21 protein-coding genes and 1 tRNA gene are annotated in these 23,460 nt (G+C 73.5%); 8 read left to right on the top strand and 14 right to left on the bottom strand.

From position 1 onward, the window contains the following. Positions 1 to 72 precede the first annotated feature (72 nt). Complete coding sequence (locus ACIOD1_RS09080; RefSeq protein WP_401901181.1) at positions 73 to 1,590, bottom strand: glutamate synthase subunit beta; 1,518 nt, start codon at positions 1,588 to 1,590, stop codon at positions 73 to 75. A gap of 435 nt (positions 1,591 to 2,025) precedes the next feature. Between ACIOD1_RS09080 and ACIOD1_RS09085 the strand changes: the two genes are divergently transcribed. Then, on the top strand, positions 2,026 to 3,066 hold the full coding sequence (locus ACIOD1_RS09085; protein WP_401901183.1) for an ACP S-malonyltransferase: 1,041 nt from the start codon (positions 2,026 to 2,028) through the stop codon (positions 3,064 to 3,066). On the opposite strand, the gene ACIOD1_RS09090 is transcribed toward ACIOD1_RS09085, so the two are convergent. After that, positions 3,057 to 3,743: a DUF4230 domain-containing protein gene (locus ACIOD1_RS09090; RefSeq protein ID WP_401901184.1), complete on the bottom strand. Its 687-nt coding sequence runs from the start codon at positions 3,741 to 3,743 to the stop codon at positions 3,057 to 3,059. The genes ACIOD1_RS09085 and ACIOD1_RS09090 overlap by 10 nt on opposite strands. A 131-nt stretch (positions 3,744 to 3,874) precedes the next feature. Between ACIOD1_RS09090 and ACIOD1_RS09095 the strand changes: the two genes are divergently transcribed. After that, positions 3,875 to 4,615, top strand: a complete 741-nt coding sequence (locus ACIOD1_RS09095) for a VanZ family protein (protein ID WP_401901186.1) — start codon at positions 3,875 to 3,877, stop codon at positions 4,613 to 4,615. Between the two features lie 103 nt (positions 4,616 to 4,718). Here the strand turns inward: ACIOD1_RS09095 and ACIOD1_RS09100 are convergent, their stop codons facing one another. Together ACIOD1_RS09100 and ACIOD1_RS09105 are read right to left on the bottom strand one after the other, a co-directional pair. Further along, positions 4,719 to 4,928: a hypothetical protein gene (locus ACIOD1_RS09100; protein ID WP_365628391.1), complete on the bottom strand. Its 210-nt coding sequence runs from the start codon at positions 4,926 to 4,928 to the stop codon at positions 4,719 to 4,721. 125 nt (positions 4,929 to 5,053) lie between these two features. Further along, positions 5,054 to 5,902: a GntR family transcriptional regulator gene (locus ACIOD1_RS09105; protein ID WP_401901404.1), complete on the bottom strand. Its 849-nt coding sequence runs from the start codon at positions 5,900 to 5,902 to the stop codon at positions 5,054 to 5,056. Between the two features lie 253 nt (positions 5,903 to 6,155). Here ACIOD1_RS09105 and ACIOD1_RS09110 point away from each other — a divergent pair, with 253 nt between their 5' ends. Both ACIOD1_RS09110 and ACIOD1_RS09115 read left to right on the top strand, forming a co-directional pair. Continuing rightward, positions 6,156 to 7,715, top strand: coding sequence for a beta-N-acetylhexosaminidase (locus ACIOD1_RS09110; protein WP_365628394.1), 1,560 nt, complete (start codon positions 6,156 to 6,158; stop codon positions 7,713 to 7,715). A 38-nt stretch (positions 7,716 to 7,753) separates the two neighbouring features. After that, a complete protein-coding gene (locus tag ACIOD1_RS09115; RefSeq protein ID WP_365628397.1) occupies positions 7,754 to 9,196 on the top strand; it encodes a cellulose binding domain-containing protein in 1,443 nt (480 codons plus the stop codon). 70 nt (positions 9,197 to 9,266) lie between these two features. Here the strand turns inward: ACIOD1_RS09115 and ACIOD1_RS09120 are convergent. Together ACIOD1_RS09120 and ACIOD1_RS09125 are read right to left on the bottom strand one after the other, a co-directional pair. Continuing rightward, positions 9,267 to 9,340 (bottom strand) — tRNA-Met (locus ACIOD1_RS09120). A gap of 382 nt (positions 9,341 to 9,722) precedes the next feature. Then, entirely contained in the window at positions 9,723 to 10,331 is a 609-nt protein-coding gene (locus ACIOD1_RS09125) for a TetR/AcrR family transcriptional regulator (protein WP_401901188.1), read from the bottom strand. Between the two features lie 108 nt (positions 10,332 to 10,439). Between ACIOD1_RS09125 and ACIOD1_RS09130 the strand changes: the two genes are divergently transcribed. Further along, a complete protein-coding gene (locus ACIOD1_RS09130; protein ID WP_365628402.1) occupies positions 10,440 to 11,279 on the top strand; it encodes an NAD(P)H-binding protein in 840 nt (279 codons plus the stop codon). Positions 11,280 to 11,416: 137 nt separating this feature from the next. Next, complete coding sequence (locus ACIOD1_RS09135) at positions 11,417 to 14,908, top strand: molybdopterin-dependent oxidoreductase (RefSeq protein ID WP_401901190.1); 3,492 nt, start codon at positions 11,417 to 11,419, stop codon at positions 14,906 to 14,908. A gap of 113 nt (positions 14,909 to 15,021) precedes the next feature. Here the strand turns inward: ACIOD1_RS09135 and ACIOD1_RS09140 are convergent, their stop codons facing one another. The 7 genes from ACIOD1_RS09140 to ACIOD1_RS09170 form a co-directional block, all read right to left on the bottom strand. Beyond that, positions 15,022 to 15,582 carry a DinB family protein gene (locus ACIOD1_RS09140; protein WP_365628409.1) on the bottom strand — a complete coding sequence of 187 codons (561 nt, stop codon included), beginning with the start codon at positions 15,580 to 15,582 and terminating at the stop codon, positions 15,022 to 15,024. A gap of 60 nt (positions 15,583 to 15,642) precedes the next feature. Beyond that, complete coding sequence (locus ACIOD1_RS09145; protein WP_401901405.1) at positions 15,643 to 16,803, bottom strand: homoserine O-acetyltransferase; 1,161 nt, start codon at positions 16,801 to 16,803, stop codon at positions 15,643 to 15,645. Beyond that, the gene (locus ACIOD1_RS09150) at positions 16,800 to 18,119 is read right to left on the bottom strand and encodes a bifunctional o-acetylhomoserine/o-acetylserine sulfhydrylase (protein ID WP_365628412.1); all 1,320 of its coding nucleotides are present in this window, start codon (positions 18,117 to 18,119) and stop codon (positions 16,800 to 16,802) included. The genes ACIOD1_RS09145 and ACIOD1_RS09150 overlap by 4 nt, the downstream gene beginning before the upstream one ends. Before the next feature lie 362 nt (positions 18,120 to 18,481). Continuing rightward, on the bottom strand, positions 18,482 to 19,021 hold the full coding sequence (locus ACIOD1_RS09155; protein ID WP_401901191.1) for a GNAT family N-acetyltransferase: 540 nt from the start codon (positions 19,019 to 19,021) through the stop codon (positions 18,482 to 18,484). Between the two features lie 82 nt (positions 19,022 to 19,103). After that, on the bottom strand, positions 19,104 to 19,694 hold the full coding sequence (thpR, locus tag ACIOD1_RS09160) for an RNA 2',3'-cyclic phosphodiesterase (protein ID WP_401901193.1): 591 nt from the start codon (positions 19,692 to 19,694) through the stop codon (positions 19,104 to 19,106). 132 nt (positions 19,695 to 19,826) lie between these two features. Continuing rightward, the gene (locus ACIOD1_RS09165) at positions 19,827 to 20,093 is read right to left on the bottom strand and encodes a hypothetical protein (RefSeq protein WP_365628421.1); all 267 of its coding nucleotides are present in this window, start codon (positions 20,091 to 20,093) and stop codon (positions 19,827 to 19,829) included. A 217-nt stretch (positions 20,094 to 20,310) separates the two neighbouring features. Next, complete coding sequence (locus ACIOD1_RS09170; protein WP_401901195.1) at positions 20,311 to 20,544, bottom strand: hypothetical protein; 234 nt, start codon at positions 20,542 to 20,544, stop codon at positions 20,311 to 20,313. Positions 20,545 to 20,689: 145 nt separating this feature from the next. On the opposite strand from ACIOD1_RS09170, the gene ACIOD1_RS09175 reads away from it, so the two are divergent. Both ACIOD1_RS09175 and ACIOD1_RS09180 read left to right on the top strand, forming a co-directional pair. Next, positions 20,690 to 21,760 carry a serine hydrolase domain-containing protein gene (locus tag ACIOD1_RS09175; protein WP_401901196.1) on the top strand — a complete coding sequence of 357 codons (1,071 nt, stop codon included), beginning with the start codon at positions 20,690 to 20,692 and terminating at the stop codon, positions 21,758 to 21,760. Positions 21,761 to 21,820: 60 nt separating this feature from the next. After that, positions 21,821 to 22,816, top strand: a complete 996-nt coding sequence (locus ACIOD1_RS09180) for a WYL domain-containing protein (protein ID WP_365628429.1) — start codon at positions 21,821 to 21,823, stop codon at positions 22,814 to 22,816. Between the two features lie 60 nt (positions 22,817 to 22,876). Here ACIOD1_RS09180 and ACIOD1_RS09185 read toward each other — a convergent pair whose 3' ends face one another. Next, a complete protein-coding gene (locus ACIOD1_RS09185) occupies positions 22,877 to 23,290 on the bottom strand; it encodes a rodlin (protein ID WP_365628432.1) in 414 nt (137 codons plus the stop codon). Between the last annotated feature and the right edge of the window lie 170 nt (positions 23,291 to 23,460).

Consider the following 23,460-nt stretch of genomic DNA (forward strand, 5'->3'; position numbering starts at 1 on the left):
GTGTTTCGTAGGCGCCCGCGCTCCGGATGGGTGGGGGCACGGGCGGGCCCCACGGGGCCCTGGCGAGACGGCCTAGAGCTCCCCGTACCGCAGGCGGCCCAGGGCCGACATCGGTTCGTCGTGGGGGGCCACCGGGGCCGGCAGGCTCGTCGAGCCGGTCAGGTAGCGGTCCACCGCCGAGGCCGCCGAGCGGCCCTCCGCGATGGCCCACACCACCAGCGACTGGCCCCGCCCCGCGTCCCCCGCGACGAACACGCCCGCCGTGCGCCCGCCCCCTGCCGCGAAGGCGGCGTCGCGGGCGAAGTTGCCCCGCTCGTCGAACTCCAGGCCCAGCCCCCCGCACAGCGCGTCCGACCGTTCCGGGCCGGAGAACCCCAGGGCCAGCAGGACGAGCCCGGCCGGGATCACCCGTTCCGTCCCGGACAGGGGGCTGCGGGCGGCCGGCTCGACGGCGGTCAGGCGCAGCGACCGTACCCGGCCCGCCCCGTCGCCCTCGAAGTCCAGGGTGGCGCTGGCGAAGAGTCGCGGATCGGTGTCCTCCCGCCCCCGGGCCTCCTCGTGGGCGTGGGAGATCCGGTACACCTTCGGGTACACCGGCCAGGGCTGGTCCTCGGGCCGCCCGCTGCCCGGCTCCGGATTGATGTCGAGCTGGACCACCGACAGCGCGCCCTCCCGCAGCGCCGTACCCAGACAGTCCGAGCCCGTGTCACCACCGCCGACGATCACCACGTGCCGGCCCGCCGCGCTGAGCGGGGACACCGGATAGTCCCGCTCCCTGACCCTGTTGGCGCAGGTCAGGTACTCCAGGGCCTGGTGGATGCCCGCCAGGTCGCGCCCCGGGACCGCCAGCTCCCGGCTCTCCGTCGCACCGACCGCGACCACGACGGCGTCGTACCGGCTGCGCAGCTCGCCCACCGGGGCGTCCCCGGCCGGCCCGCCCACGTCGGCGCCCGTCAGGAAGCTCGTGCCCTCGGCCCGCATCTGCGCGATCCGCCGCTCCAGGTGGACCTTCTGCATCTTGAACTCGGGGATGCCGTACCGCAGCAGGCCGCCGATCCGGTCGGCCCGCTCGTAGACGACGACCTCGTGTCCGGCCCGCGTCAACTGCTGCGCCGCCGCCAGCCCCGCCGGGCCGGAACCGATGACGGCGACGCTCTTGCCGCTGCGCCGCTCCGGAGGGCGGGGGACCAGGTAGCCGCGCCGCAGGCCCTCGTCCGCGATGGCCTGCTCGACGTTCTTGATCGTCACCGGGTCGGCGTTGATCGTCAGCACGCAGGCGTCCTCGCAGGGGGCCGGGCAGAGCCTGCCGGTGAAGTCGGGGAAGTTGTTCGTCGCGTGCAGACGTTCGTACGCGGCCGCCCAGTCGCCGCGCGCGGCGTAGGCGTTCCACTCCGGTACGAGGTTCCCCAGCGGGCACCCGGTGTGGCAGAACGGGATGCCGCAGTCCATGCAACGGTCGGCCTGCTCGGAGATCAGTGGCAGCAGCGCCTGCCCCGCGTACACCTCGTGCCAGTCACCGAGCCGCTCCTCGACGGGGCGGGGCGCGACGGGACTGCGGGGGATCCTCATGAAGCCGAACGGATCGGTCACGCGCCACCTGCCTGGACCACGTGCGGGACGGTGCTCGGAACTGGGTGCTCGGTACCGGCTCGGTACGGGCTTCACGGTGCGGCGGTGGGAGGTGCGGAGGTGCGGCCGTGGGAGGTGCGGAGGTGAGCGCGTGCGGGGCTGTGGGGTTGCCGGCGGTTGCCGGGGGATTGGTGCCGGGCGCACGGGAAGGTGTGCCCAGAGGTTCGTATGCGGTTTTCGACCAGATTACGCCGTTTGTGTCCGACGGACGCCACCGAGCGGATCCACCTGGTCGGCCCTGCCGAACCGGCCCGCCGCCGACCGCGCCCCTCACCCGTCCGGGCCAACGGAACTGGCGCCCGCGCCACCGCCCCCGAAGGCTGGGCCCAAGACCGCCGGCAGCGTGGCCGACCTCGGGGGCGCCGCAGACCCCCCTCTCGGGTAGGGAGAACGCCGATGTCCTTCCCGCGCCCCACGGTGCTCCTCCCCGGGGTGGGCTCGTACGTGCCCGGAGCCCTCAGCGCGGTCCGCCGTCTGCCGGTCGTACGGGACACCCTCGCCGCCGTCGACGCGGAGGTCCGCGCCCCCTGGGGCCACGCCCACCTCACCGTCTCCGGACTGCTCACCTCGACCCTCGCCCCGCACGCCGAGGACCTCGCCGGCCCGCACGACCCGCTCCTCCACCTGGCCGTCTACGCCCAGAGCCTGGCCGTCTTCCGGCTCCTGGAGTCCGCCGACCTCCCGCGCCCCCGCGTCCTCATGGGCCACAGCCTGGGAGAGATAGCCGCGCTCGCCGCCGCCGGGGTGGTCTCGGCGGGCGACGGTGCCAGGCTGCTGCTGGCCTGCGAGGACGCCCGCCGGGCGCACTCCGCGCCCCCCGGCGGCCTGCTGGCCCTGCGCCTGTCCGCATCCGACGCCGTCGAGCTGCTGGCGCGGCTGCGCCTGCCCGGTACCCAGGTCGCGTGTGACAACACCGACCGGCAGTGCCTCATATCCGGCCCCCCGGAGTCCCTCGCCGTCCTCGCCCGGATGGCCAGGGCCCGGTCGCTGACCTGCGTCACCGTCACCACCCGCACCCTCTTCCACAGCACCCGGCTGACTGGTGTGGCCCGCCAGGTCCGCGCCGTCGCCGACGCGGTGGAGTTCCGGCAGCCCCGCCACCGGCTCCACTCGCCGGTGCTGCGCCGCTCCCCGCGCGACCCGGGGGAGCTGCGCGACATGGTCGTCCACCATCTGGTGGCCCCCGTCCGCTTCCGGCAGGCCGTCGCCGACCTCCACCTCCGGGGCGAGCGCGTCTTCGTCGAGAGCGGGTGCCGCGCCCTGCTGTCACCGATGGTCCAGTGGATCGCGCCCGACACCACCGCGCTCGCCCCCCTGGGCGCCGGCCAGGACCTCGGCGCCCTCCACACCGTCCTGGCCGCGCACCGCCTGCGCGGGGCCGTCGGCCCCGTCGATGCCGTGGGGGCCGACGCCGGCGCCGCGCGGGCTCAGCCGTAGGAGATCGAGACCCGTTCGAAGCCCAGGGACCGCAGCAGTCCCTCCAGGACGGAGGTCGTGTTGCGCTCGGCGCGCTGGGTCAGCCCGCCGTCACGGGCCGCTTCACCGATGCGCTGCGCCGCCACCTTCTGCACCGCCTGCTCGCCCGCCGGATTGTCGGAGAACAGGTCGCCGAGCCGGTCCAAAAGCCCGCGCTGCTTGGAGACGGCGTACGAGCGCCCCGGGTCCAGCGCCGGTGAGCCCAGGGCCGCGTGGGGGAGCCGCAGGACCGCTTCGGTGCGGTCGGCGTTCACCGACACGGCCCGCCCGTCCAGTTTGCCGAGGTCCACGTAAGCGGATATCGAACCGGCCCCCACGTACAGGGTGCGGGTGCCGCGGACGGCGTCCGGCAGGAAGGGGGCGTCCTTCTCCAGGTCCACCACCACCTGGTAGTCCCCGGCCGCGCCCTCGAAGCGGCTCATGTCGCGCAGGGACTTCAACACGGCGGGACCGGTGCGGTCGTGGGTGCGGGTCCCGAAGAGGTCGCCCAGGCCCGGTACCGGAAGGAACCGCAGGACGAGGAAGAGCAGCACGGCGCCGGCCGCCACGAAGGCGACGGCCCGCAGCGCGCGGCGTGGTGGCCGCCGGCTCTGGTCGTCGCGTCGGGGCGGGGCGGTCTCGTTCTCTTGGGTCTCCATGAGGACCGGATGCCCCGCCAATTCATGGTCACCCAAGGGCACTTGGCGACGCCGTCGATCGCAGTGCGTGGGCCGGTCGTGCGGGGGTACACGCCGGGCCAGGATTCGAGCGGCTTCCGGAGGAGTGACCGATGGACGAGAGCAAGAACGCCACCGTGCCCCGGAGGTCGTGGAGGACGCGCAGGCCGCCGGCGGAACCGCCCCGGGCGCCCCTGCACCCGGTCCTGCGCGGGCTCGCCATGCTCCTCGCCTTCGCGGGAACGGTGCTGTTCAGCCTCGCGCTGGCCCGGGTCACCCTGGAGCCGTCGGCGGCCTCCGTGGACCTCGTGCACAGCAACGTCCGTCCCGGTGCCTCCATCAACGCCTACCTCGACGGCGCCTCCGTCAAGGACGCCGTCAAACAGCTGGGCGGCAACGTCCTGTTGGGCGTCCCCTTCGGCCTGCTGCTGCCCGTCCTGCTGCCGCAGACCCGGGGCCTGCTACGGGTGACCCTGCCGACCGCCTTGGTGATGACGCTCGTCGAACTGGTGCAGGGCGCCCTGGTCAGCGGGCGGGCGTTCGACGTCGACGACGTCATCCTCAACACCGCCGGCGCGCTGCTCGGTTACCTCCTCCTCGGCCGCCGGATGAGCCGCGCCGTCCACCCGAGGCGCAGTCACTGGTGGCACCGCTGGACCCGGCGCGCTGCGGCCCCCGTCCAGGAGCCCGTTCACGAACCTGTGCGCGAGCCCGTCCGGGCCCCCGTCCCCGCCGCGGCTCCGGCCGCCGCCGGGGCCACCGGGGCGGCGGCCCCCGCATCGGACGGCCTGACCCGTCGGATGGCCCGACTGCGCCTGCCGCGCCGCCGCGGCGCCGGGGAGCCCCGGGGCTGAGGCGCGTGGCTCGGCCGCGGGGCCCGCGCCGAGCGGGCCCCGCGTCGGTGTCCGAGCCACCGCGTCGGTGTCCGAGCCACCGCGTCGGTGTCCGAGTTCGGCGTCAGTGCCTGAGGTTCCGGGCAACGAAGCCGCGTTCGGTGAACTCGACGATGAAGGTGACCTGTTGGTCCACGGACAGCCCGCCGCACCCGTCGGAGCCCGACGCGTGCTCGAAGCGGAGCGGGTTGTCCTGACCCGGCAGGACGAGGTACCCCCAGCCCTCGGCGCGGTTGAAGTACTGCACGAACCCGGTGATGCGTTCCTGCTCCATCACGCCGCCTTCCGGGGGAGGGGGGTTGGTGCCGCCGAGCGGCCGGGCTCCGTCGCCACGGAGCCCGCACAGCCGGTATTCCCGCCCCGGACCTCCCCGACGCGCCCCGTTGGCGCCCCGGCCCTTCACGGGCTCGGCTGGACGTCCCCGGTGGTGGTGGCCGTGATGATGCCGCGCCGCCCCAGGTCGCCCGGCGGGATCCCCGGATGGTGGCCCGCCGCACGGCCGCCCGGCGCGGCCCCGAGGGCCAGGCGCGAGACGATCCGGTAGCGGTCCCCCCGGTAGACGGAGTGCACGTACTCCACCGGGCGCCCCGTCGAGTCGGTGGTGAGCCGCTCGATGAGCAGGGCGGGCGAGAGCAACGGCACGTCCAGGAGCCCCGCCTCGGCCTCGTTGACCACCGTCGGCTCGATGGACTGCTGGGCCTCGTGCACGTACACGCCGTGGTGGTCGCGCAGGTGCTCGTAGAGGTCCCCCGCCTCCAACTCGGCCGGCGACAGGGCGGGGACCAGGTCGGCGGGGATGTGGAGGTGCTCGATCGCCATGGGCGCCCCGTCGACGAGGCGCAACCGGGCCACGTAGAGCAGATCGGCCCCCGGCGAGATGCGCAGCCGGCGCCCGATCCGGGCGCCCGCCCGGACGGTCGCGTGCTCCAGGACCCGGCTGGACCAGTGGCCGGACGCCCGGCGAACGGCGAACGGCGTTTCCTCCGAGGAGAGTTCCTGGGTGATCTTGGCGGGGGCGACGAACATGCCGCGCCCGTGTTCGCGCACGAGGAGACCGGTGGCGACCAGCTCGTCCACGGCCGCGCGCAGGGTGGGTCGGGAGACCTCCAGAGAGGCGCACAGGGTGCGTTCGGACGGGATGGCGTCCCCGGGGCGCCTGAGGTCGATCAGGCCGAGGAGGTGTTCGCGGACCCGCTCCCGCTTGAGTACGGATCCCGGGCCGGTCGCCGGGGCCGGTCCGCCCGCCACCCGGGCGAGCGGGGCCGTTCCGGGGGAGTCCTTCGGCACGACTCACCCCTCCTCTCATCTGGCCATCTGTCCAACTGGTCATATACATCTAAGCATTTGAGGTCGGCGTCCCGCGACTCCGCGGCCGAATTCCTTGCGTGCGGGGAGGGTTGACGGGTCGACCCGAGCATGTCACCTTCATGCCACCGAGTTGACCACCTTGCCAATTGGTCAACTCCCAGTCGTCAGGCCCGATCAGGTGAGGAACCCCCGGATGACCCGCCGCTCCGACCTCGCACTCGTCCCACGCCCCGAATCCGTCACCCTCCAGCCGGGCCGTTTCACCTTCGACGCCACCACGGGACTGCGCGTCGGCCCCGGCGCCGAGGGCGCCGCCGCCCTGCTGCGCGAGACGCTCACCCCCACCACCGGGCTCGCCCTGCCCCCGCGCTCCGACGGCCGCGTGGTCCTGCTCCTCGACCCCGTCCTCGGGGGTCTCGGCGCCGAGGGCTACGGCCTGACCGTCTCCACCGAGGCCGTGGTCCTGCGGGCCGCCCACCCGACGGGACTGCTGCGCGGGATACAGACCCTGCGTCAACTCCTCCCGCCCGAAGCGCTCGGCCCGCCCGCGCAGGCCCCCGACGCCCCCGACGCCCCCGACCTCACGGGGCGACGTACCGAATGGACCGTGCCCTGCGTACGGATCACCGACCGCCCGCGGTTCGCCTGGCGAGGGGCCCTCCTCGACGTGGCCCGGCACTTCCAACCCCCCGCGTACCTGCGGCGGTTCGTGGACCTGCTCGCCCTGCACCGGCTGAACGTCTTCCACCTCCACCTCACCGACGACCAGGGCTGGCGGATGCCCGTGCCCGCCTACCCCCTCCTCACCGAAACCGGCGCCCACCGCCGCGAGAGCGAAGGAGACGGCCTGCCCCACGAAGGCTCCTACACCCGCGCCGAACTCGCCGACCTCGTCGCCTACGCCGCCCGCCGGGGGATCACGGTGATCCCCGAGATCGAGATGCCCGGCCACGCCCGGGCCGCCCTCGCCGCCTACCCCCACCTGGGCAACCACCCCACCACCCGGATGGACACCTGGACCCGCTGGGGCGTCTGCGAAAACATCTTCGGCGTCCACGACGAGGCCCTCGCCTTCTGCCGGGCCGTCCTGGACGAGGTCGTCGACGTCTTCCCCGCCCCCTACGTCCACCTGGGCGGCGACGAATGCCCCCGCACCGAATGGGAGACCTCGCCCACCGCCCGGGCCCGCGTCACCGCCGAGGGACTGGCCGGACCGGACGCCCTGCACGGCTGGTTCATGGGAACCGTCGCCGCCCACCTCGCCTCCCTGGGCCGGCGGCCCCTCGGCTGGACCGACACCGGTCGGGAACTACCCACCGACTTCACGGTCCTGGCCTGGCGCGACGCCGAACACGGCCGTGAGGCGGCCCTGCGCGGCCACGACGTCGTCATGACCCCGTTCCGCTCCACCTACCTCGACTACCCGCAGAGCGCCGACCCCGCCGAACCCCGGGGACAGGACGGGATCGTAGACCTCGACGCCGTCTACGACCACGACCCCGCCCCCGCCCACTGGGAACCCGAGGCCGCCGCGCGGGTCCTCGGCACCCAGGCCCAACTGTGGACCGAGTACGCGAGCACCCCCGCCCAGCTCGAACGCCTCGCCTTCCCCCGCCTCTGCGCCCTCGCGGAGACCGCCTGGTCGACCCACCGCGACCGGCCCGACTTCCTCCGCCGGCTCGACCGACACCTGATCCGGCTCGCCGCGCTCGGCGTCCCGGCCCGCGCACCGCACCGCCTCCTCACCCCGTGATCCCACCCGTGGTCCCCCCACCCCGAGAGGAACGCCCCATGCGCACACCCCGTCGACGCACGGCCACCGCCCTGGCCCTCGCCCTGACCGCCGGACTGGGCTCGGCAGCCCTGACCGCGCTCCCCGCCAACGCCGCCGCCGACTCCGTGAAGGTGCAGTACCGCACCAGCGCCACCGGAGCCACCGCCGACCAGGCCGAGCCCTGGTTCAAGGTGGTCAACAACGGCTCCACCGCCGTCGCGCTGAGCCAGGTCAAGATCCGCTACTACTTCAAGGCGGACGGCCCCACCACCCAGTACCGCTTCGCCTGTTCCTGGGCGGTCAAGGGCTGCGCCAACATCACCGGCACCTTCGGCACCCTGGCCACGCCCACCGCCACCGCCGACCGCTATCTGGAGATCACCTTCACCGCGGGGGCGGGCTCCCTCGCCCCCGGCGCCGACACCGGCGACATGCAACTGCGCTTCCACCGGGCCGACTGGCAGACCCTGAACCAGTCCGACGACTACTCCTTCGCCCCCGCGCTCACCGCCTACGCGGACGCCGCCAAGGTGACGGCGCAGCTCGCCGGTTCCACCGTCTGGGGCACCGCCCCCGGAGGCAACACCCCCGACCCGGATCCGACCCCCACCCCCACGGGCCCCACCCCCACCCCGACCGACCCGGGCCCGTCCGGAGCCACCCTCTTCGACGACTTCGCCTACACCTCCCACACCGACCCGGCCATCGCGGCGCACGGCTGGAGCGTCCGCTCCAACGCGGGCGGCCCGGGCGTCCCCGGCGCGACCTGGGCTCCCGAGAACGTCACCTTCGCCCAGGAGTCCGGGAACTCCGTCATGAACCTGGAAACCTCCACGGCCGGCTCGGGCGAGTCCACCAAACAGACCGAGATCCTCACCCAGGCCACGAAGTTCAAGAACGGCACCTATGCGACCCGGATGAAGTTCGCCGACGCCCCCAAGTCAGGCCCGGACGGCGACCACCTCGTCCAGACCTTCTTCACCATCAACGACCTCAAGGCCCCGATGGCCGACGACTACGCCGAGTACGACTTCGAGTACCTCCCCAACGGAGGCTGGGGCGAGCCGGCCGACATCCTCTACACGACCTCGTGGGAGACGTACCGGCCCGACCCCTGGGAAGCGGTCAACCAGCACTCCGAGGCCCGCACCAGCTACGCGGGCTGGCACGACCTGGTGCTGACCATCGACGGCAACGCCATCACCTACTACATCGACGGACAGGTCTTCGGCACCCACGACGCCCGCTACCTGCCCGAGCGCCCCATGTCGATCAACTTCAACCAGTGGCTCATCGACCTCAACGGCCAGCCGGGATCGGCGCCCCGCGCCTACGACCAGAAGGTGGACTACGTCCTCCACGTGAAGGACCAGGTCCTCACCCCCGCCCAGGTCACGGCCAAGGTCAATGCCTTCCGTACCGCGGGCACCACCTTCCAGGACACCGTCCCGAACGGCTGAGACGGGGCCCGGCCGGGCAGGGCATGACGAAAGGGCCCGGATCCATGAGGATCCGGGCCCTTTCGATCAGTAGCGGGGACAGGATTTGAACCTGCGACCTCTGGGTTATGAGCCCAGCGAGCTACCGAGCTGCTCCACCCCGCGTCGGTGAACACAACCCTACGCCATGCCGGGACCACTTCCGCACACACGCCCGCCCCACCCGCTACAGCCCCTCCCGCCACCGCCGCTGTCGTGCCCGTCCTGCCCGCCGTGTTCACGACCGCGGTCCCGTCCGAATCGCCGGTGGCCGGGTTGTTGCCCGTGGCCGGAAGCCTGCGCTATATTGATCTTGTTCTCGCGGCCGTGAAAACGGCAGCGGGACCTGCGTTGGTGGTCCAAGGAAAGACGCCCCGCTTCCCGCGGGGAAATGTAGGTGCAAGGCCTGCCCAGCGCTCGAACAAGGCCCCGGCCTCCTCACGGAGACCGGGGCCTTTCGCTGTCCGGCCCCGGCCGGGGCCGTCGCGTCGACGCGACACGGACGGGATCAGTCGGACCGGGTCGGGGGCAGGGAGTCGATCTCGCGGACGAGACGGGCCCCTTCGCGGGACATGACCTCCGGGTCGCGTAGGGCGTTGGCGAGCAGTGACATGCCCTGGTAGGCGCCGACGAGCGTCAGCGCGAGCCCTTCGGGGTCGGCGGCCCCGAGCTCGCGGTACTGCATCTCCACCCAGTCCAACAGTCCACGGATGACCAGACCCGCGGTGAGGTCGAGGCCGCCCTCGGATCGTTTGTCCAGCTCGACGGCGAGGGTGCCGGTGGGGCATCCGTAGAGGGCGGCGGTGTCGCGCCCGCCGACCCATGCCTCGATGAGCCCCTTCAGGCGTTCGCGCGGATCGGACAGCGCGTCGAGCCGCTCGGTGAGCACGCCCAGGTGTCGGGTGTGTTCGGAGAGGGCGGCTTCGATCAGCTCGTCCTTGGTCTTGAAGTAGTAGTAGACGTTGCCCACGGGCACATCGGCCGCCTGGGCGATGTCGGCGATGGTCGTGCGCTCCACACCCTGCTCGTGCAGCACCCGGGCGGCGGCGGCCGTCAGCCGTTGGCGCTTGCCCACCGCTTTGGCCCGAGCGGGGCGGGAATCCTTTGAGTCAGTCACCCAACTCACTATAGACAGCGCGGCGCCGGATCCCCTACCGTCTCCCTCATCGAAGCAAGTCAGTCAACTAACTAACTGGCTGACCAACTCTTGAACGAGGGAATCGACATGATCGTGGTGACGGGTGCGACGGGCAACGTCGGACGGGCGCTGGTACGGATGCTCGACGAGGCGGAAGCCGGGAGGGAGACCGGGGTCCCGGTGACGGCGGTGGCCCGGCGGATCACCGAGGCCGACGTGCCGACGGGGGTGCGGGCGGTGGCCGCGGACCTCGCCGATCCGGCCGGTCTGCGGGCCGCCTTCGAGGGGGCGCGGGCATTGTTCCTGCTGGTGGCGGGTGAGGACCCGCACGGCATCCTCGAGGTGGCCAAGGCCGCCGGGATCCGCAGGGTCGTCCTGCTGTCCTCGCAAGGGGCGGGGACCCGTCCGGAGGCGTATCGGCACCCGGCCCTGTTCGAGGCGGCCGTGCGGGAGTCCGGGCTCGCCTGGACGGTCCTGCGTTCGGGAGGCATGGCCACCAACGCCTTCGCCTGGGCGGAGTCGATCCGGACGCGGCGTGCGGTCGAGGCGCCGTTCGGAGACGTCGGACTGCCCTTCGTCGATCCCGACGACGTGGCGGCGGTCGCCGCGGCGGCCCTCCTCGGCGACGGCCACACGGGGGCCACCCACATCCTGACCGGTCCCGCCGCGACCACCCCCCGCGAGCGGGCCGGGGCGATCGCGGAGGTGCTGGGCGAACCGGTGCGCTTCACCGAGCAGACCCGCGCCGAGGCCCACGAGCTGATGGCGGGGTTCATGCCGCTGCCGGTGGTCGAGGGCACCCTGGCCATCCTCGGCGAGCCCACCGAGGCCGAGCGGCGGGTGAGCCCCGACGTCGCACGCGTCCTGGGCCGGGCACCGGGCACGTTCGCGGCGTGGGCCGCACGCAACGCCGCCGCCTTCACGTGACGCCGACCGGCTGACAGCGGCGGCGGGCCGGGACCTCCGGCCCGCCGGAAGGGACCATCGACGGAGTGAATGATCGATCAAACGGGCGTCCAATGGAGGGGTGGCAGTGGCGCCGCGTCCTTTCGGAGGTCCTGATCGTGATCGAAGAGAAGCGAGGGTTCTGTACCCTCTGCAAGTCCCGGTGCGGAGCGATCTACACCGTCGAGGACGGCCGGCTCACCGGCGTCCGCCCGGACCCCGACCACCCCACCGGCGCCGCCCTGTGCCCCAAGGGCCGGTCCGCGCCCGAGATCGCGCACAGCACCCGCCGCCTGACCACTCCGCTGCGGCGCACGAACCCGAAGTCCGACCCCGACCCGGGATGGACGCCCATCACGTGGGACGAGGCGATGACGGAGATCGCCGACAGGATCGGGGCGATCGCCGCCGAGAGCGGACCCGAGGCCGTCGCGTTCGGCGTGGCCACGCCCTCGGGCACGATGGTCTCGGACGCGACCGAGTGGATCGAGCGCTTCGTGCGCCGCTTCGGCAGCCCGAACACCGTGTACAGCGCGGAGATCTGCAACTGGCACAAGGACTTCGCCCACGCCTTCACCTTCGGCTCGCCCATCCCCCCGCCCGACTACGCCAACGCCGACCTCGCCCTGTTGTGGGGCTTCAACCCGGCCAAGACCTGGCTGGCCCAGTCCGCCGCGCTCTCCGCCGCGCAGGCGAACGGCACCAAGCTCGCCGTGGTCGATCCGCGCCGCTCCACCAGCGCCCTGCGGGCCGACCACTGGCTGAGGGTGCGCCCCGGGACCGACGCCGCCCTCGCCCTGGGCCTCGCCCACCTCCTCATCGAGAGCGGCGGCCACGACGAGGCGTTCGTCCGGGCCTGGACCAACGGCCCCCTCCTGGTCCGGCCCGACACCGGACGCTTCCTGCGCGCCGACGAGCTCGCGCCCGACGCGGCGGCCCCCGAGCGGCGCGGCGGGTCCGGGAGCGGCGGGGTCTCCGGCAACAGCGAGGGCTCCGGCAACGCCCACGGCTTCGCCGTCTTCGACGACGAGACGGGCCGGGCCGAGGCGTACGACACCACGCGCGCCGCCCGCCGCCCCGAGCGGTTCGCCCTGCGCGGCGCACGGGGCGTCACCCTCCGGGACGGCTCCGTCCTCGACTGCCTGCCCGCCTTCGAGCACTACGCGCGGGCCTGCGCGGCCTGGCCGCCGGCCCGGGTCGCCGCCACGACCTGGATCCCCGAGCGGGAGGTCCGGGCGCTGGCGGCGGAGATCGCCGCCGCGCGGGCGGTCACCTACTACGGCTGGACGGGCGTCGGACAGAGCGCCAACGCGAGCCAGACGGAGCGCGCCCTGGCCACGCTCTACGCCCTGACCGGTTCCTACGACAGCCCCGGCGGCAACCACGTCGCCCCCGCCCCGCCCTACAACGCCGCCACCTCCTTCGCCCAGCTCGCCCCCGAACAGCGCGCCAAGGCCCTCGGCCTCGACAAGCACCCCCTCGGCCCGCCCGCCTTCGGGTACGTCAACTCCGGGGACCTGTGCACGGCCATCGAGACCGGCCGGCCCTACCCGGTCCGCGCACTGATCGGCTTCGGCTCGAACCTCGTCGTCGCCCAGCCCGACTCCGACCGCACCGCCCGCGCCCTGCGGAGCCTCGACTTCCAGGTCCACCTCGACCTGTTCCACAACCCGACCGGCACCAGCGCCGACATCGTGCTCCCCGTCAACAGCGCCTACGAACACGAGGCCCTGCGCTTCGGCTTCGAGATCGGCCACCGCGCGCAGGAACACGTACAGCTCCGCCCCCGGATGGTCGACCCCCAGGGCGACTCCCGCAGCGACACCGAGGTCGTCTTCGACCTCGCCCGCCGCCTCGGCATGGGCGAGGACTTCTTCGACGGGGACATCGAGGCCGCCTGGAACTGGCAGCTCGAACCCCTCGGCCTGAGCGTCGACGCACTCCGCGCCCGCCCCGGCGGTGTCCGGGTGCCCCGCGAACTCCTCCACCGGAAGTACGCCCTCACCACCGGTGGCACGGCCGTCGGTGGGGCGGCGGCGGGCGACACGGTGGTGGGCTTCAACACCCCGACCCGGCGCGTCGAGCTCTACTCCGAGCGGCTCTTGGGCCACGGCCACCCGCCCGTCCCGGAACACCACGACCCCGCCTCCACCGGCCCGGAGTTCCCGCTCGTCCTGACCTGCGCCAAACACGGCTACTTCGTCCACAGCCAGCAGCGCTCGCTCACCTCGCTGCGCCGCCGCGCCGTCGACCCCTCCGTGGACATGCACCCGCGTGCGGCGCGGGCCCGGGGGATCGGCGAGGGCCAGTGGGTCGAACTCGCCACCCGGCGCGGGTCCATCCGGCTGCGGGCCCGCTTCGACGACTCCCTCCACCCCTCCGTCGTCGTCGGCGAGTACGGCTGGTGGCAGGACGCCCCCGACCTCGGCCTCCCCGGCGCCGACCCGACCGCCCCCAGCGGATCGAACTTCAACCGGCTCGTCGACCACAGCACCACCGACCCGCTCAGCGGCTCCGCCCCGCTGCGCTCCTCGGTGTGCGAGATCCGGCCCGCCGCCACCGACGGGGCCTGGACCGGGACGCGGCCCTTCACCGTCACCGCCCTGACCGATGTGAGCCCCGGCGTACGCGGCCTCGTACTGGAGCCCCACGACGGCGGAGCCCTGCCCGACTACCGGCCCGGCCAGCACCTGACCGTCCGCGCCGAACACCCCGACGGCAGCCTCCAGGATCCGGTCGACGGCCGCAGCTACTCCCTCACCGGCCCCGCCGTCCAAGCCGACCGCGCCGCCTACCACCTCGCGGTGCGGCGCATCCCCGACGGCGCCTTCTCCACCCGGGTCCACGAGCGGCTGCGGGTCGGGGACCGACTCCACCTGGCCAACCCGGGTGGCGTCTTCGCCATCCCCACCCACACCGAGCACCCGGTCGTCCTCCTCGCCGGCGGCATCGGAGGCACCCCGTTCCTCAGCTACCTCGAAACCCTCGCCACCACGGCCCACACCGTCCCCGAGGTCGTCCTCCACTTCGGCAACACGAACTCCGCGGACCACCCCTTCCGCGCCCGCCTGCGCGAACTGGCGCCCCGCATACCGGTGTTGCGCACCGTCGACCACTACGCGGCCCCGGGGGAGGAGGACGTCATCGGCCGCGACCACGACCGCACCGGTTACATCACCGTCGACGACATCGACCCGCGACTCCTGCGCGAGCGCGCCCGGTTCTACCTGTGCGGTCCCGAGCCCATGATCGACTCCCTCACGAAGGGGCTCCACGCCCGGGGCGTCCCCCGCTTCGAGGTGTTCAGCGAGAAGTTCCGGCCCACCCGGCGGGAGGTCGAGGTCCCCGACGACGCCGAGTTCACCGTGACCTTCGCCCGGACCGGAACCACCACCACCTGGCGCAAGGGCGACGGCCCGCTGCTCGCCCTGGGCGAGGCCGCGGGGGTGAAGATGCCCTCCGGCTGTCGCGTCGGCCAGTGCGAGAGCTGCGCCTGCGCCGTCCTCAAGGGGGCCGCGGCGCACCTCGTCACCCCTTCCGAGGACCTCCCCAACACCGAGGTCCTCATTTGCCAGTCGATCCCCACCTCCGACCTCACCCTCGACGCCTGACCGCGAGGCGGCCCGGTCGCCCCCGCCGGCGCCCCACCCGGCGCGCCGTTTCGGTCAGCGGGTCGGGCGGCCGCCGACCCGCGTGCCGCGGGCCGTGCGAGTCCCGTTCCCCGTCACTGGCCCACCCTGCCGTCCACGCACTCGCGCAACAGGTCGGCGTGCCCGCAGTGGCGGGCGTACTCCTCGACGCGGTGCACCATCAGCTCGCGGACCGCGATGCCGTCCTTGCCCACGCGCTCACCCAGGTCCGGGTGCTCGGCCAGCGCCGCGTCGGTCGCGGCCTGCTCGCGCTCCAGATCCACGTACGCGGCGTCGACCACGGCCTGCTCGGCGATCGCCCCGTCGAAGTCCCCGTCGCGCACGCCGTACAGCTTCGGGCGCGGCTCGTCGTCCGTGATCCAGTTCTGCCAGTCCCGTTCCACCTCGGCGAGGTGGCGCAGCAGGCCGAGCAGCGACATCGTCGACGGCGGGACGGAACGCCGGGCCAATTGCTCCGGGTCCAGGCCCTCGCACTTCAACCGCAGGGTCAGGCGGTAGCCCGACAGGAAGTCCTCCAGGGTGGCGAGCTCGCCCTCCGGTGCCTCTCCGTCGGTGTCGCGGGGGTCTTGGTCCGGGTCGGCCCACATGTCGGGGTAGACGGTCGCCTGGGTCCATCGTGCGGGTTGTTCGCTCATGCGTCGAATGATCGACCTTGCGGACGCGTGCCCGCCAGTACTTTTGCCCGCGAAGACGGGTCACACCGTGCCCAGGAGTTCCCGTACGAGCGCGGCGACCTGCCCCGTCTCGATGAGGAACCCGTCGTGGCCGAACGGCGAGGACAGACGCCGGACGGCGTCCGCCGAGGGGATCCCGGCGGCCAGTTCCTCCTGTTGCCCGATCGGATACAGCCGGTCCGAGTCGACCCCCGCCACCAGGGTCCGCGCCCCGACCCGCGCGAGGGCGGGGCGGGTCCCGCCCCGCCCCCGGCCGATGTCGTGCGCGTTCATCGCCTCGCACAACACGACGTAACTGCCCGCGTCGAAGCGCCCCACCAACTTCGCGGCCTGGTGGTCGAGGTACGACTCGACCTGGTAGCGCCCACCGGCCCGGGGGTCCTCGCCGTCCTGCGGGCGGTGACCGAAGCGGGCCTGGAGCTCCTCGCCACTGCGGTAGGTGGTGTGGGCGATGCGGCGGGCGATGCCGAGACCGGTGTGCGGGCCGCGCCCCGGCCCGGCGTCGTGGTAGGCGCCGTTCCGCCAGTGGGGGTCGGCGCGGATCGCGTGGATCTGTGCGGAGGCCCACGCGATCTGGTCGGCGCTCGCCACCGCCGGGCAGGCGAGCAACAGCAGCGCCGCCACGCGGGGCGGGAACGACACCGCCCACTCCAGCGCGCGCATCCCGCCCATGGACCCGCCGATCACGAGCGCCCACCGCTCGATCCCCAACGCGTCGGCGAGGCCCGCCTCGGCGCGCACCTGGTCGCGCTGGGTCAGCCGGGGGAAGGAACCAGCCCAGCGACGCCCGTCGGGGCGCGGCGAGGCCGGCCCGGTGCTCCCCTGGCAGCCCCCGAGGACGTTCGGCGCCACCACGAACCAGCGGTCCGTGTCCAGGGCCCGCCCCGGCCCCACCAGCGCGTCCCACCACCCGGGGGTGGGGTGGCCGGGCCCGGCCGGACCGGCGACGTGGCTGTCGCCGGTCAGCGCGTGCGGGACCAGGACCGCGTTGGAGCCGTCCGGGGCGAGCCGCCCCCACGTCTCGTACGCCAGGGTGACCCCCGGGAGGGTGCCGCCCGACTCCAGCGGCAGGGGATCCGCACGGTGGTGCCACCGCCGCCGCCCCCACGGATCCCCCTCCCGCCACGCACCGGTGGCGGGAGGGAGGAGCGCGCCGCCGGCGGTCGGCGGGCCGGGGCTCAGGGCGTCCCCTTCGCGGCGCGGAAGCCGGCCTCCAGGTCCGCCTTCAGGTCGGCGAGGTTCTCGATGCCGACCGAGAGGCGCACGAGCCCCGCGGAGGTTCCGGTGGCGGCGAGCTGCGCCTCGTCGAGCTGGCTGTGGGTGGTGGACGCGGGGTGGATGATGAGGCTGCGCACGTCACCGATGTTGGCGAGGTGGCTGAAGAGCTCGACCGCGTCCACGAAGCGCCGGCCCGCATCGGCGCCGCCCTCCAACTCGAAGGAGAGCACGGCCCCGGCGCCGCGCGGGAGGTAGCGGCGCCCCGCCTCGTACCAGCGGTTGGAGGGCAGCCCGGGGTAGTGGACGGCGGAGACCTCGTCCCGTGCCTCCAACCACTCCGCCAGCGCCTGCGCGTTGGACGTGTGGCGCTCCAGCCGCAGGCTCAGCGTCTCCACGCCCTGGAGGAGCAGGAAGGCGGAGTGCGGCGCGATGGCGGGGCCGAGGTCGCGCAGCAACTGCACGCGCAGCTTGACGGCGTACGCCCCGGGGCCGAGCGCGGGCCAGTACCGCAGGCCGTGGTAACTGGGGTCCGGCTCGCTGAAGTCGGGGAAGCGCTCGGCGTGCGCCCCGAAGTCGAAGGTGCCGGCGTCGACGACGACGCCGCCGATGGTCGTGCCGTGACCGCCCAGGAACTTGGTCGCCGAGTGCACGACGACGTCGGCGCCGTGCTCGATGGGGCGCAGGAGGAAGGGGGTGGGCACGGTGTTGTCGACGATCAGCGGGAGCCCGGCGGCGTGCGCCACGTCGGCGACGGCACGGATGTCCAGGACGTTGCCGCGCGGATTGCCGAGCGTCTCCGCGAACAGGGCCTTCGTACCGGGCCGAATGGCGGCCCGCCAGGCGTCCGGGTCGTCCGGGTCCTCGACGAAGGACACCTCGATGCCGAACTTCGGCAGTGTATGGCGGAAGAGGTTGTAGGTGCCGCCGTAGAGGGATGCGCTGGACACGATGTGGTCGCCGGCGCTCGCCACGTTCAGGAGCGCCAGTGCCTCCGCGGCCTGCCCGGAGGACAGGGCGACGGCGGCGACTCCGCCTTCGAGCGCGGCGATCCGCTGCTCGAAGGCGTCCTGGGTGGGGTTGTGGATGCGGGTGTAGATGTTCCCGGGCTCGGCGAGGGAGAAGAGGTCGGCCGCGTGCTGCGTGTCGCGGAAGACGAACGAGGTGGTCTGGTAGATCGGGACCGCACGCGCGCCGGTGGTCGGGTCCGGAGCGGCGCCGGCGTGCAGCTGCTTCGTCTCGAACGACCAGGCGGAAGTGTCGGGTCCGGTCGGCTGGCTCATGCTTCTCCTCGGTGCGGGGCGGCGGGGGCACGGGCAGGACGGCGTACGGGGCTCCGACGGAGCGCCTACGGGAGGGGGGTGACGGCGCGGGAGGCGTCACCGCGGCGCGGCGCCACGCGCCCGACCCGGGGAGGGGCGTACGGGCGGTACGGGCGGACGGCACGGTGCACCGGAAGCGGAGAGGGGGGCGACCCGGGGTCGCGGCGCCGCGTCAGAGAGCGGCGGGACAAGCCGTGGTCGTGACACGCACGTAGTCAACGTGGCGACGGGTCACGAGTACGGTCATACCCCCCAGCCAACCACAGTCGGACGCGGCGCACCAGCGAGTCGGTGGAATGCGGTGCGGTCAACCGGGCCGTGTCTCAAGCCGGTTGGGCTCCCTGGGTGCGCGGATCGGTGGTCTCCGCCGTGTCCTTCCAGGTGATCTTGAAGTACTTCAGTCGTTCGTCTTCGGCGACCAGGCGCAGGCCGACCGCGGTCATGACGTGTTGGGAGGCGAGGTTGTCGTGGTCGGTGTCGCCTTCGACGCTGCTGACGCCGTGGGCGCGCGCGAACGACAGCAGCGCGCGGAGGGCTTCGGTGGCGTATCCCCGGCCGTGCGCCGAGGGGATGAGGCCGTAGCCGATCGTGACGCCGCCGCTCTCGTCCGGCCTTCCGTGGAAGTCCACGCCGCCGATGGTGAGCCCGTCCTCGCGGCGACGGATCTCGTACGTGCCGAACGGCCGGGGATCGCCCGTGTTCGCGCAGGTGGCCAGGAAGCGTCGGGCCGCGGAGGCGTCGCCCTCGGCCGGGTATCCGGGTGCCCATCGGGCAGCGCCGTCCGGCTCGCCGGTCAGCACCCGCTCCGCTTCGCTGACGTTCAGCGGATGAAGCAGGAGCCGGGCCGTCACGAGATCGTCCATGACCTGATGACGTATCACGCGGGGAGGCCGGGCCGCAGTCGGATTCCGCCCGGGGGCGTCGTCCCCCGGCTCCGGCTGTCGATCATTCGGCGGCGGGGTCGGTGAAGGGCCAGGACGCGATGTCGCGGTAGTGGATCGGACCCGGGCCGCGGCCGATGTTGCTGCCGACCAGGTGCAGGCGCGCGGCCTCCCAGGGCCGACCGGCGAAGGCGGCCAGACCGGCGGCGGTGTCCACCGCCGAGGACGTGTCGCCCCGGCGGGCTCGGGCCAGGGTGAGGTGGGGGCGTAGCGGGCGGCCCTCGAAGGGCACGCCGCATTCCTTCACGACGGTGCGCACCTCGGAGGCGAGCAGGTGCAGGCCCTCCACGTCCCCATCGATCCCGGTCCACACCACCCGCTCGTCGAAGTGCCCACCGCCGCGCAGGGCGAGCCGTACGGGAGGACGGGACGCCGCGAGGTCCGCGAGCGGTGTCCGCAGCGGCGGAACGGTCTCGACCGGCAGCTCGCCCAGGAACGCCAGGGTGACGTGCCAGTCCTCGACGCGGTTCCACCGCATGCGCGGGTGCGCGCCGTAGGCCGGGCGCAGCACCCGTTCCAACTCCTCCTTCGCGTCGTCGGGCGGGGCGAGGGCGATGAACACCCGAACGGTGGCGGCTTGCGTTGCTTCCTTCACATGGCCTTCGTACCGTGCCGGGCCGGTTCCGTCACCTTCGGCCCGGTCCGCGGGGAGGGGACGACCGCTCCGCCCCACCCCGGCCCACCGGCCCCGACCGGAAGCTGCGTCCCGCCCACAGGAGCCGGCCCGTCACTCTCCGGCGATGGTGATCAGCTGGATGTCCATGTGGTCGGCCTGCGCCTGCAGGATGCGGGCGACCGTCCGCATGGTGGCGGCGTCCAACGTGATCGGCTCGGGGGTGTCGCTCGCCCAGCTCAAGTCGCCGTCGCGGGCGTGGAGGTCGATGGCCGAGGCGAGGTCACGGAGCATGTGGGTGACGTCGCCGGCCGCGAAGTAGAGCTGTCCGTCCCTCGCCCTCCGTACGGTCATGGGCTCGTTGGGTTCCCAGGGGTTCATGCCGCCCGCCTCATCCCGATCGCATCCAGTGGAGCGACGCGTTCCGCGCTGGGGGACATTCTCCCGGCAGGACGGCTTCCGATGCGAGCGCCGTGGACGATCTCGCGTACTTCCGGACCTCGCCCCGGCCCGGGACGGCCAACGCCGCCCGGCTCCCGTGCGGATCGGGAGCCGGTGCGGAGGCCGGGCGGGTGCGGGGTGCGCTGCGGTATCGGCCTCAGCCCCTCGCCGTGCTCTCGTCGCGGATCAGGTGGCGGTGCTGTTCGTAGATCAGGCGCGCGTCGTCGCTCGGAAGGGCTCCCGTGTCCAGCCCGCAGGCGCAGGTCACGGTGGTCTCTCCCGTGGGTACGCGCGCGGGCCGCAACTGTGTGGGGCCGTCCTGCGGGTCGATGGCCTTGCTGTGGTTCTCCAACCGGAGATTGTGACGGGGCGCCCACTGCTTCTCGTTCATGCCCCCATCATCCCGCCCCGGTCACGATTCCCGGGACCTCCGGGTCGAGTCGTGCCGGACGTCCTTCTCAGGTCGCAGTGCGGGCCGCGACAAATCATCACCAGGGCTCACGGGTTGGGCCCCCGACGCCGACAGGATGACCCTCATGGTGGAAGAACTCGCGAGCCTCGCCCAACAGGCCGCCGACCGACTGGCCCAAGGGCGCGTCGGCGCGGTGGTGGCCGCCGTGGCGGGGGACTCGGTGGAGATCAGGGGCGCGGGCCGCGCCGGTGGGGACGAGGACCGCGCTCCCGGGGCACCCGGTGTTCCCGGCGCGGACACCCTCTTCGAGATCGGCTCGGTGACCAAACCGCTCACCGCCCTGGCCCTGGCGCGCCTGGCGGTGAACGGCGTCGTCGAACTGGACGAGCCGCTCGCCGCGTTGTTGCCGGACGGCGCGACCATCCCGACGCGCGGTGGCGCCCCCATCCTCCTGCGGCACCTGGCCACCCACACCTCCGGCCTGCCGCGCCTGCCCAAGGGGATGTACCTGCGGGCCCTGCTGCGCCCCTCGACGCCTGACCCGTACGCCGACTGCACGGCGGAGGTGCTCCTCTCCGGCCTGGCCCGGACCCGGCTGGGGGCCGAACCAGGGAAACGTTTCCGCTACTCGAACCTCGGCGCCGGACTGCTCGGCCTGGCCCTGGGCCACCGGACCGGCACCGACTACGAGACCCTCGTGACCCGCCAGGTCTGCGCGCCCCTGGGCATGAGCGACACCGTCGTGACCGTGGACGGCGCCCGCGCCGGACGCCTCGCGCGGGGACACGCCCGCCCGGGGCGGCCGGTCCCGCCGTGGCACCTGGCCGACCTCGCGGGAGCGGGCGGCCTGCACTCGACCGCGACGGACCTGGCGGCATTCGTCCGCGCCCAACTGGACGGCGGCCCCGCCGAACTCGCCGAGGCCATCCGTACGAGCCGCGCGGTCGAGCACCGCATGAGCCCCTTCGCCTGGGCGCACCTCGGCTGGACGGCCCACCGCCTCCACCCCCGCCAGGGCTCCCACCTGCAGATATGGCATAACGGCGGCACCGGCGGCTTCTCCTCCTTCGTGGGCTTCGACCCGGAGAAGCGGGTCGCCGTCGTCGCCTTGGCCAACACCCGACGCGCGGTGGACAGGGCCGCCTTCGCCCTCCTCGCCACCCTTCAGGCCGAGCACGCGTCCCGGGCGCGCTGAGGACCACCGTCGCAGGAGAAGCGGACAGTCCGTGGCCGCTTCCCGGGGCAGGATGGCGACGTGCAGAAAACCTCCGTACGACTGCTGTCGCTGCTCTCGATGCTCCAGGCACGTCGGGACTGGCCGGGCGCGCTCCTCGCCGAGCGGCTGGACGTCAGCCCGCGCACCGTGCGCCGCGACATCGACCGCCTGCGCGAACTCGGCTACCCCGTAGCCGCCTTCAAGGGCCCCGAAGGCGGCTACCGCCTCGACGTGGGTACGGAGCTGCCACCGCTGCTGTTCGACGACGAGCAGGCCGTCGCGCTCGCCGTCGCCCTCCGGATCGCCACAACCACCGGCGCCGGCATCGAGGAGGCCGCCGCCCGCGCGCTGAACACCGTCCGGCAGGTCATGCCCGCCCGGCTGCGCCACCGCATCGACACCCTCCAGGTCGCCGCCGTCGAACAGCCGGACAGACGACCCCACACGCCCGTCGACAGCGGCGTGCTCATGGCCCTCGGCGAGGCCGTCCACGCCCGCGTGGAGCTGCGCTTCGACTACGCGCCCGCGTCCGCGTCCGCCTCCGCCTCCGCCGAGGGCGCCGGGGAACCTCCGCCGCGCCGGGCGCAGCCCCACCACCTCGTCACACGGGGCGGACGCTGGTACCTGGTGGCCTGGGACCTCGACCGCGAGGACTGGCGTACCTTCCGTGCCGACCGGATCACCCCGCGCACGCCCAACGGGCCGCGGTTCAACCCCCGCGAGCTGCCCGGCGGGGACGTGGCGCTCTTCGTCGCCGGGCGCTTCCGGGGCTCCGAGGGAGCGGGGGAGTGGCCCTGTCGGGGCGAGGTGCTCCTCGATCTGCCGGCCGCCACCGTGTCCCTCTACACCCGCGACGCGATCGTCGAGGAACTGGGCTCGGAGCGCTGTCGGGTCCTCCTGGGCTCCTGGTCCTGGACCGGCCTGGCCGCCACCGTCGGCAGGTTCGACGCCGACATCACGGTCGTCGGGCCGCCCGAGCTGAGGGCCGCCTTCGCGGACCTGGCCGCCCGTTACGCCAAGGCCGCGAACGGGTGAGCCGACCGGGCCGGCCGGGGAGCCCGCGCGGGCTCCCCGGCCGGCCCGATCGTGGCCGGGTCAGCTGCCGGCGGAAAGGTTCCCGGAGAGGACCGGGATGTTGTCCAGGATGTGCGAGAGCGGCTCGTCGCCCTTGGCCTGGGTGGAGTTCTCCACGCACTGCTGGTTCTGCGGGTTGGACAGGACGTTGATGTCCTGGACACCGACGTTGGCGATGATCGCGACCAGGGACTGGGCGTTGACCTTGGCCGGCAGGCCGATGCAGGGCTTGTTCAGGGTGCCCTGGACCAGGCTGAGCTGGGGGCTCTTGTCGCCGTGGGTCTTCTGGTTGCCGTAGATCTGCTGGGCACCGTTGCCGTTGACGGTGTTGACCCCGTTGTCGTTGCCGATCGCCATGGCCGGGGCGGCCACGCCCACGCCGGCGCCGATCGCGGCGGCGGTGACTGCTGCGGTGACCGTCATCTTCTTCAGCATGCTCGAACAATTCCTTCACTAGAGCGGAACGGGGCCCCCGAGGGGGAGCCGCTCTGGTAACGGCCGTGCGGGCGCGGGTGTGGCGGTGTGTCACCCGATCGCGCCGGCCCGACCGCCCCGCGTGTTGACCCCGCCGGGTACGCCCCGCCGGCCGCACCCCGTCGCGCACG

It is taken from the genome of Streptomyces sp. NPDC088097 (assembly GCF_044741845.1).
GTDB lineage: Bacteria > Actinomycetota > Actinomycetes > Streptomycetales > Streptomycetaceae > Streptomyces.

Excerpts from the sequence above, each read along its gene's own strand:
- ACIOD1_RS09155 (WP_401901191.1), bottom strand. The coding sequence starts at position 19,021 with ATGGACGATCTCGTGACGGCCCGGCTCCTGCTTCATCCGCTGAACGTC.
- ACIOD1_RS09095 (WP_401901186.1), top strand. The coding sequence starts at position 3,875 with ATGGACGAGAGCAAGAACGCCACCGTGCCCCGGAGGTCGTGGAGGACG.
- ACIOD1_RS09110 (WP_365628394.1), top strand. The coding sequence starts at position 6,156 with ATGACCCGCCGCTCCGACCTCGCACTCGTCCCACGCCCCGAATCCGTC.
- ACIOD1_RS09090 (WP_401901184.1), bottom strand. The coding sequence starts at position 3,743 with ATGGAGACCCAAGAGAACGAGACCGCCCCGCCCCGACGCGACGACCAG.
- ACIOD1_RS09175 (WP_401901196.1), top strand. The coding sequence starts at position 20,690 with ATGGTGGAAGAACTCGCGAGCCTCGCCCAACAGGCCGCCGACCGACTG.
- ACIOD1_RS09170 (WP_401901195.1), bottom strand. The coding sequence starts at position 20,544 with ATGAACGAGAAGCAGTGGGCGCCCCGTCACAATCTCCGGTTGGAGAAC.
- ACIOD1_RS09185 (WP_365628432.1), bottom strand. The coding sequence starts at position 23,290 with ATGCTGAAGAAGATGACGGTCACCGCAGCAGTCACCGCCGCCGCGATC.
- ACIOD1_RS09115 (WP_365628397.1), top strand. The coding sequence starts at position 7,754 with ATGCGCACACCCCGTCGACGCACGGCCACCGCCCTGGCCCTCGCCCTG.
- ACIOD1_RS09130 (WP_365628402.1), top strand. The coding sequence starts at position 10,440 with ATGATCGTGGTGACGGGTGCGACGGGCAACGTCGGACGGGCGCTGGTA.
- ACIOD1_RS09085 (WP_401901183.1), top strand. The coding sequence starts at position 2,026 with ATGTCCTTCCCGCGCCCCACGGTGCTCCTCCCCGGGGTGGGCTCGTAC.
- ACIOD1_RS09150 (WP_365628412.1), bottom strand. The coding sequence starts at position 18,119 with ATGAGCCAGCCGACCGGACCCGACACTTCCGCCTGGTCGTTCGAGACG.
- ACIOD1_RS09165 (WP_365628421.1), bottom strand. The coding sequence starts at position 20,093 with ATGAACCCCTGGGAACCCAACGAGCCCATGACCGTACGGAGGGCGAGG.
- ACIOD1_RS09140 (WP_365628409.1), bottom strand. The coding sequence starts at position 15,582 with ATGAGCGAACAACCCGCACGATGGACCCAGGCGACCGTCTACCCCGAC.
- ACIOD1_RS09100 (WP_365628391.1), bottom strand. The coding sequence starts at position 4,928 with ATGGAGCAGGAACGCATCACCGGGTTCGTGCAGTACTTCAACCGCGCC.